At 69.0% G+C, this 7,538-nt stretch carries 5 protein-coding genes; 4 read left to right on the top strand and 1 reads right to left on the bottom strand.

The window, feature by feature from the left end; genetic code table 11:
• The first annotated feature begins 298 nt into the window (after window positions 1–298).
• Window positions 299–1,018 carry a G1 family glutamic endopeptidase gene (locus ACFQ87_RS07735; RefSeq protein WP_380609697.1) on the top strand — a complete coding sequence of 240 codons (720 nt, stop codon included), beginning with the start codon at window positions 299–301 and terminating at the stop codon, window positions 1,016–1,018.
• 193 nt (window positions 1,019–1,211) lie between these two features.
• Here the strand turns inward: ACFQ87_RS07735 and ACFQ87_RS07730 are convergent, their stop codons facing one another.
• Complete coding sequence (locus tag ACFQ87_RS07730; protein WP_380609696.1) at window positions 1,212–2,195, bottom strand: alpha/beta fold hydrolase; 984 nt, start codon at window positions 2,193–2,195, stop codon at window positions 1,212–1,214.
• 225 nt (window positions 2,196–2,420) lie between these two features.
• Between ACFQ87_RS07730 and ACFQ87_RS07725 the strand changes: the two genes are divergently transcribed.
• The 3 genes from ACFQ87_RS07725 to ACFQ87_RS07715 all read left to right on the top strand — a co-directional run bounded on the left by ACFQ87_RS07725 (window position 2,421) and on the right by ACFQ87_RS07715 (window position 7,490).
• Window positions 2,421–2,720, top strand: coding sequence for a plasmid mobilization relaxosome protein MobC (locus tag ACFQ87_RS07725; protein WP_380609695.1), 300 nt, complete (start codon window positions 2,421–2,423; stop codon window positions 2,718–2,720).
• Between the two features lie 424 nt (window positions 2,721–3,144).
• Window positions 3,145–5,868 carry a beta-L-arabinofuranosidase domain-containing protein gene (locus ACFQ87_RS07720; protein WP_380609694.1) on the top strand — a complete coding sequence of 908 codons (2,724 nt, stop codon included), beginning with the start codon at window positions 3,145–3,147 and terminating at the stop codon, window positions 5,866–5,868.
• A gap of 947 nt (window positions 5,869–6,815) precedes the next feature.
• Window positions 6,816–7,490: a reverse transcriptase domain-containing protein gene (locus ACFQ87_RS07715; protein ID WP_380609693.1), complete on the top strand. Its 675-nt coding sequence runs from the start codon at window positions 6,816–6,818 to the stop codon at window positions 7,488–7,490.
• The last annotated feature ends 48 nt before the right edge of the window (window positions 7,491–7,538 follow it).

The raw sequence follows: 7,538 nt of genomic DNA, 5'->3' as shown, positions 1-7,538 counted from the left end.
CTTTTTTTTTGGGTTTTTTTTTTGTTTTTTTTTTTTTTTTTTTTTTTTTCTTTTTTTTTTCTTTTTTTTTTTTCCCCCCCTCCCACCCCCCCCCCCCCCGGGCCCCGACGGGTCGTGCGACCGGACGGATCGTCAAGTAGTCCGCTCGACAGTGCAATGGCTTGGCCAACCTTGCCCCTGATCCTCTTGCTCAGGCCATGACAGACGGCTCATCCTGAACTGCCACCCGTCAACGGCCGCCCCCACGGCCTTCGTTGGCGTGTGCGCTCCTGTTCGTCCCCTCACGAAGGAGCCCAGCATGCGCAGATTCATGATCCGCGTCGCCACTCTCGCCGCCGCGGCCACCACGCTGGCCGCCCCCGCCGTCCCGACCACCGCGGCGGCCGCCCAGGGGCTCGCGTTCCGCCCGCTGCAGTACAACACCAACGGCTACAACTGGGGCGGTTACGCCGCGACCGGCAGTGGCTTCAGTTCGGTCTCGGCGTCCTGGACCGAGCCCGACGCGACCTGCAACTCCACCAACGACCTCTACGCCCCGTGGGTCGGCATCGACGGGTACGGCTCCTCCAGCGTGGAGCAGACCGGGGTGGCCACCGACTGCTCCAGCGGCAGCCCCGTCAACCAGGCCTGGTACGAGATGTACCCGGCGAGCCCGGTCTACCTGAGCCAGAGTTCGTACCCGGTGTCGGCCGGCGACCACATCACCGCCTCGGTGACCTACGTCGGAAGCAATCGGTACACCCTCAAGCTGACCGACTCCTCACGGGGCTGGACCTACACCACCACCAAGTCCACCACCGCCCAGCGGACCAGCGCCGAGGTCATCATCGAGTCGCCGACCGGCGCCTACCCCGACTTCGGGACGCTGACCTTCACTTCGGCCACCGTCAACGGCAGGTCCCTCGGCTCCGCCGGGCCGGTCGCCCTCGACCCCAGCTCCAACGGCGCCTACGAGGCCACCACCGGCGGCCTGAGCTCCAGCGGCACCAGCTTCACCGAAACGTTCCTCCAGGAGTAGCGGCCCCGGGTGCCGGGGCGGGCGGGCGGATGGCCACCCGCCCGCCAAAGGGCCCTTCTAGGGAAACCGTTGTTGTTCGGGGCCCAGGTGCACCCGTTGGCAGGGAAGTTTTCCTAAGGGAGGACCTCCCCCGGCACCGTCCCCCGGCACCGGACGCCCCGGCACCGGACGTCCCGGTTCAGCGCGGCTCGAGTCAGCGCGCCAGCAGCTGCCGCAGCTGGTCGACGACGAACCGCGGGTCCTCCTCCAGCACCCAGTGGTTGGCGTTCGGCACGACCGCGGTGGTCACGTTCGTCGCCACGTTCTTCAGGTCCGTCCCGATCGCGTCCTTCATGCTGTTCTGGCCGCCGAGGCCGAGCACCGGCATGGTCAGCGGAGCGCGGTCGAGCAGCGCCTGCACCTCCGGCATGCCCTTGTCCTGCTGGCGGAAGAAGTCGAAGCCCGAACGGGTCGCACCGGGACGGCTGTAGGCCGCGATGTACTCCCGCTGGCTCTTGGCGCTCGGCGCGCCGCCCGGGCCGCCGTTGTTGTAGACCGACCCGTAGAAGACCTTCTCCTTGCCCGCCACCAACTGCTCCGGCAGCCCGGGCTGCTGGCCGTTGATGAACGAGTCCCACCACAGGAAGTTCGGGTGCTCGGCCACCAGCTTCAGGTACCAGGTGGTAGGCGGCGCCTCCAGGACCCCCAACTGGCTCACCTGGTCGCGGTACCGGGCGGCGTAGGCCAGCGCCACCGCGCCGCCGACGTCATGGCCGGCCACGGCGATCCTGGCCCCGCCGAAGCCGAGCCGGTCCACCACGGTGTGCACATCGGCGGCGAGCGTCAGCGGGGTGTAGCTGCCGTAGGCGTCGCTGTCGGAGGCCTGCGAGCGCCCGAGGCCGCGCAGGTCCACCGCGATCACCGTGTGGTCCTCGGCCAGCGCGGGCGCCACCTGCTCCCACGCCTGCAGCGTCTCCGGCCAGCCGTGCAGCAGCACCAGCGCCGGACCGTGCCCGGCCATCGCGTAGTGGATCCTCAGCCCGTCGCTGACCACGTAGCCGTCCTTGAACCCCGGCAGCCCACCGGACGGGGTCGCGGAGGCCTCGGCGGCACTGCCGGTGGCGGTGAGGACGGTGGCGGCGGCGAGCGCGACGGCGGTCGCCGCGACCGACCAGCGATTTGCCTGACGCCTGGTCAATGTCCGTGCGCGAGTCACGAGTTCCCCCGTTTGACCGTTCTCGTTCGGGGCGGCATCGTAGGCAGCCAGGTGAACGGCCCGCCCGTCGATCACCGGCGATCCACGACTTTCGGTCACCCGCGACGGCGTGCCCGGGGCGGGCGGACCGGCCGTGGCCAGCACCGCCGTCCCGTCCGCGCTCGTCCGTGCCCGTCCGACGCCCGGCGGCGACCGTACGGCGTGGTCATGCCGATTGGCTGGAATCCCCGCCCTCAGCAGCGCGAACCCGGCGGCTTCACTGCCGCCGCCGCGCTCGTCGCCGCGAGCACCGACCCGACCGCCGCCGTCGCCGACTACCGGCGCGGCATCCAGGAGCTCATGGAGTCCAACCGGCAGCTCGGCGCCGTCGGCAACAACCCCGACCAGCTCGCCCACTTCGTGAACGCCAGCGGCCAGCCGGGCGCCGAGCTCCGGCAGCTCCTGGCCAGGGTCGAAGCCTCCACCGACGCGGTCGACGAGGCCGTCGACCGGCTGGTCCGTCGGTGATCCCCAAGATCCGCACCGGCACCGACCGCGCCTTCCCCCTCATCGACTAGCTGTTCGGCCCCGGCAAGCACGAGGAGCACACCGACCAGCACCTCGCGGCGAGTTGGAACGGCTTCGCCCCCGACCCGGGCCCCAATCCGGAGCGCCACCAGGTCGCCAAGCTCGCCAACCAGCTCGACCAGCCGGTCAAGGCCCTCGGCAAGCAGGCGCCCGCCAACGCCGACGGACCGGTCGACACCGAGCAGCTCCGGCCGGGTACTTCTCGCACCGGCCGGTTCGCTGCCGCCCGGCACCGCCGGGATGCCCACGCGAAGGCTGTGGCGCCGCCCCTGCGGTAGTCGGTCGGAGCCGCACAGCCCCTGTGCGCGGATCCCTTGGCCGCTGTACTCCCCGTTCTCTTCTCTTACGCACGATGGAGTTCGCCATGCCGGCTCACCCCTTCAGCCGCCGTGCCATGTTCAAGGCGACCGGCGTCGCGGCCGTGGCCGCAGCCGCCGGCCCCGTCCTCGGTCCCGTCTCCGCCGGGGCACAGACGCCCCCGGTCAGGTCCGACGTCGGAGTGTCGACGGTCCCGTTCGAGCTGGGTCAGGTCCGGCTCACCAGCAGCCGATGGCTCGACAACCAGAACCGCACCCTGACCTACCTCCGCTTCATCGACGTCGACCGCCTGCTGTACAACTTCCGCGCCAACCACCGGCTCTCCACCAACGCGGCTGCCACAAACGGGGGTTGGGACGACCCGGGATTCCCCTTCCGCACCCACGTGCAGGGCCACTTCCTCTCGGCGTGGGCACAGGCCGCCGCCGCGCTCGGGGACACCACCTGCCGCGACAAGGCCAACCAGATGGTGGCTGAACTCGCCAAGTGCCAGGCCAACAACGCTGCCGCGGGCTTCTCCGCCGGCTACCTGTCGGGCTTCCCCGAGGCCGACTTCGCCAACCTCGAAGCGGGCAAGCTGAGCAACGGCAACGTCCCGTACTACTGCGTCCACAAGACCATGGCCGGTCTGCTCGACGTGTGGCGCCTCCTGGGCAACACCCAGGCCCGCGACGTGCTCCTCGCGCTCGCCGGCTGGGTCGACCGCCGCACCGCCGCGCTCGGCTACAGCACGATGCAGTCGATGCTGGGAACCGAGTTCGGCGGAATGAACGAGGTGCTGGCCGATCTCTACCAACAGAGCGGTGACACGCGCTGGCTGACGGCTGCTCAACGGTTCGACCACGCCGCGGCCTTCGACCCGCTCGCCGCGAACCTGGACCAGCTCAACGGATTACACGCCAACACGCAGGTGCCCAAGTGGATCGGAGCCGTCCGCGAGTACAAGGCCACCGGGACGACCCGCTACCGCGACATCGCCGCCAACGCCTGGGCGATCACCACCGGCTCGCACACCTACGCCATCGGCGGCAACAGCCAGGCGGAGCACTTCCGGGCCGCGAACGCCATCTCCGGCTACCTCACCGACGACACCTGCGAGCTCTGCAACTCCTACAACATGCTCAAGCTGACCCGGGAGCTGTGGCAGCTGAGCCCGGACCAGGCCTCGTACTTCGACTTCTACGAGAAGGCGCTGCTCAACCACGTCATCGGCGCCCAGAACCCGGCCGACCCGCACGGCCACATCACGTACTTCACCCCCCTCAACCCGAGCGGCCGCCGGGGCAAGGGCCCGGCCTGGGGCGGCGGCACCTGGAGCACCGACTACGGCACGTTCTGGTGCTGCCAGGGAACGGGTGTCGAGTCCAACACCAAGCTGATGGACTCCATCTACTTCCACGACGGCACCACCCTCACGGTGAACCTGTTCCTCCCGTCCATCCTGGACTGGACCCAGCGGGGCATCACGGTCACCCAGACCACCGCGTTCCCCGCCGAGGACACCACGACGCTCAAGGTCACCGGCAGTGTCGGCGGGACGTGGTCCATGCGCGTCCGCATCCCCGGGTGGACCTCGGGCGCCGGCATCAGCGTCAACGGCGTCGCGCAGAGCGTCGCGGCCACCCCGGGCACGTACGCCACCCTCACCCGGTCCTGGGTCTCCGGCGACACCGTCACCGTGAAGCTCCCCATGCGGGTGGCTCTCCAAGCCGCCAACGACAACCCCGGTGTCGCGGCGATCACCTACGGCCCCGCCGTCCTGGCCGGCAACTACGGCAGCACCGCACTGTCCGCCCTCCCGGCCCTGGACGCCGCCACGATCACCCGGACCAGCACCACCGCCCTCGCCTTCACGGCCACCGCCAGCGGAGCAACGGTCGACCTCGTCCCGTTCCACGACGCCCAGGGCTTCAACTACACCGTCTACTGGCGGACCGACAGTGCGGCTTTCCGTCTGGTCAACTCGGCCAGCGGACTCGTCCTCGGCATCCAGAACATGTCCACCGTCGACGGCGGCCTCGCCCTGCAGTGGCCCGACACCGGCACCGCCGACCACAACTGGGCGCTCGTCGTCGACGGCACCGCACTGCGGCTGCGCAACGTCAACAGCGGCAAGGTCCTCGGCGTGAAGGACATGTCCACCGCCGACGGCGGCCTCGCCATCCAGTGGGACGACAACGGCACCGCCGACCACCTCTGGACCGTCGTCGACGCCGGCAACGGCTACCACGAGGTCCAGAACGTCCATACCGGCAAGCTGCTCGGCATCGCCGGCGGCGCCACTGCCCAGGGCGCCGCAGCCGTACAACTGGCCGACGGCGGTGCCGCCGCCGGCCAGTGGCAGTTCGCCCCCGTCGGCGCCAGGCGGATCCAGAACGTCGCCAGCGGGCGGCTCCTCGGAGTGAAGGACATGTCCACCGCCGACGGCGGCCTCGCCATCCAGTGGGACGACAACGGCACCGCCGACCACCTCTGGACGGCCGCCCTCGACACCGGCGGCTACCTGCGCCTGCGCAACTCCAACAGCGGCAAGGTCCTCGCCGTGGAGAACGGTGGCACTGCCAACGGCACCCGGATCGTCCAGTGGGCCGACAACGGCGCCGCCGACCACCGGTGGCGCCTTCGCCACGGCGGCGGCGACACCTTCAGGATCCAGTGCGCCAACAACGGCCGAGTTCTCGGCATCTCCGGTGCCTCCACCGCCTTGGGAGCGCTGGCCGTGCTCTGGGACGACAACGGCACCAGCGACCACCTGTGGCGGTTCGTCTGATCCGGCGTCGGGTCCGCGGCCGAACACTAGCCGATTCCCGCGCTGGCCTGCGGAGATGACCGAATCTCCGCCGACGGGCCTCGCCGAACCCCTCCCCGACCAGGTGGTGGGGGACTCTTGATGGCGATCCTCCGTATCGTCATCGAGGTCATGCTGCGCGAGGCCATCCGGGCCCTTCTCGACGCACGCTGTCGTGATTCACGGCTGACGGCGCACAGTCCCCCCGGTACTCCTAACGGGGCGGGCTGCATCGTCCGAACTGCGCCGGGGCGATCGGGGGGCTGGTGTGTGCGGTGTCGACACGAAGCGCGAAGTGGGTCCACCGCCCGGCGAGTCAAAGGGGAAGGCAACCTCTTCCGGATATTTGCGCTGGTCGTGTGCCACGAACGCTGAAGGAGGCGTGATGTAGGAGCTTCTGGACGCGGTGCTGTGCGAGAGATGGAGGTAGGTCCTCCGGGGTCGCCCTGCAGGGGGAGGCTTCAAACCACCGTTGGCTGCGTCGGTTAAGTGCCGGTCGTGGTGAGCGCAACGGGAAAAGGCGCGGCTTGATCGCGTCAGGTATGGATCAGGAAGGCGAGCGAGAGCGAACCGCTGATGACGTGTCGTAACGAATTCCAGTGGCGTCGAAACCGGGGCAAGACCTGGGCCCCGGGACAAGTCCGGGGGGAGCCTGCTGACTGCCCGGATGGCGTCCGGCATGTAGGCGGCGCGAGCCTGGTCCGGGCTCTTGCATGGAACGTGGGAACCTGTCGCCCCGATACTGTCGCCGGTCCGGTGGGCCGGCGGCGAGAGGGAGTACTCCAAGCGGACAACGCCGCGAGGAGCCGAGTACCGTCGCGGGGCACGGGGGCAGACCGTCTCGTAGTAGTGACGAAGCCCGGTAATGCGGGTGGAGCGAAGGGGACGGATCGTCTGGGCTTGCTTGATGGTCAACCGGAGTTCCCGGGATGAGCCTGGCGAGTGAGCCGAAGTCGTTCGAGATCTCGAAACACCTTGTGTTCGAGGCGTACTTGAGGGTCAAGGCCAACAAGGGCGCGGCGGGCGTCGACGGCGAGGCGATCACGCAGTTCGAGGAGAACCTTCGGGGCAACCTCTACAAGCTGTGGAATCGCATGTCATCGGGCTGCTACTTCCCGCCGCCGGTGCGGATGGTGGAGATTCCCAAGCCTGGGGGATCGGGCAAGGTCAGGGTGCTCGGGGTGCCCACGGTCGCGGACAGGATCGCGCAGACGGTGGCGGCCATGGTCCTGGAGCCGATGGTGGAACCTGTGTTCCACCCGGACTCCTACGGCTATCGGCCCCGCCGCAGCGCGCTGGACGCGGTCGAGGCGTGCCGGGAGCGGTGCTGGAGTACCGACTGGGTGATCGATATGGACATCCAGGGGTTCTTCGACAACCTTGATCACGATCTGGTCCTCAAAGCGGTGGCCCATCACACCGACCAGCGGTGGATCCTGCTGTATGTGGAGCGGTGGCTCAAGGCCCCGCTCCAGCGGCCGGACGGCAGCCTGCTGGCCAGGGAGCGGGGGAGTCCGCAGGGCTCTGCGATCTCGCCGTTGTTGTCGAACCTGTTCATGCACTACGCGTGTACGTCCAGGAGTTCGGGCGTCATCTCAACTTGAAAGAGGTGGAGGGGATGTAACCGGACGCCAAGTTCAGGGCAGCCAGCC

The sequence above is a fragment of the Kitasatospora sp. NPDC056531 genome (assembly GCF_042794375.1).
Classification (GTDB): Bacteria; Actinomycetota; Actinomycetes; order Streptomycetales; family Streptomycetaceae; genus Kitasatospora.
Note: the sequence above shows the minus strand (reverse complement) of the source record. Positions and strands in the feature narration are given on the sequence as shown.

Coding starts and splice junctions, on each gene's coding strand:
- ACFQ87_RS07725 (WP_380609695.1), top strand. CDS start 2,421: ATGCCGATTGGCTGGAATCCCCGCCCTCAGCAGCGCGAACCCGGCGGC.
- ACFQ87_RS07715 (WP_380609693.1), top strand. CDS start 6,816: ATGAGCCTGGCGAGTGAGCCGAAGTCGTTCGAGATCTCGAAACACCTT.
- ACFQ87_RS07735 (WP_380609697.1), top strand. CDS start 299: ATGCGCAGATTCATGATCCGCGTCGCCACTCTCGCCGCCGCGGCCACC.
- ACFQ87_RS07720 (WP_380609694.1), top strand. CDS start 3,145: ATGCCGGCTCACCCCTTCAGCCGCCGTGCCATGTTCAAGGCGACCGGC.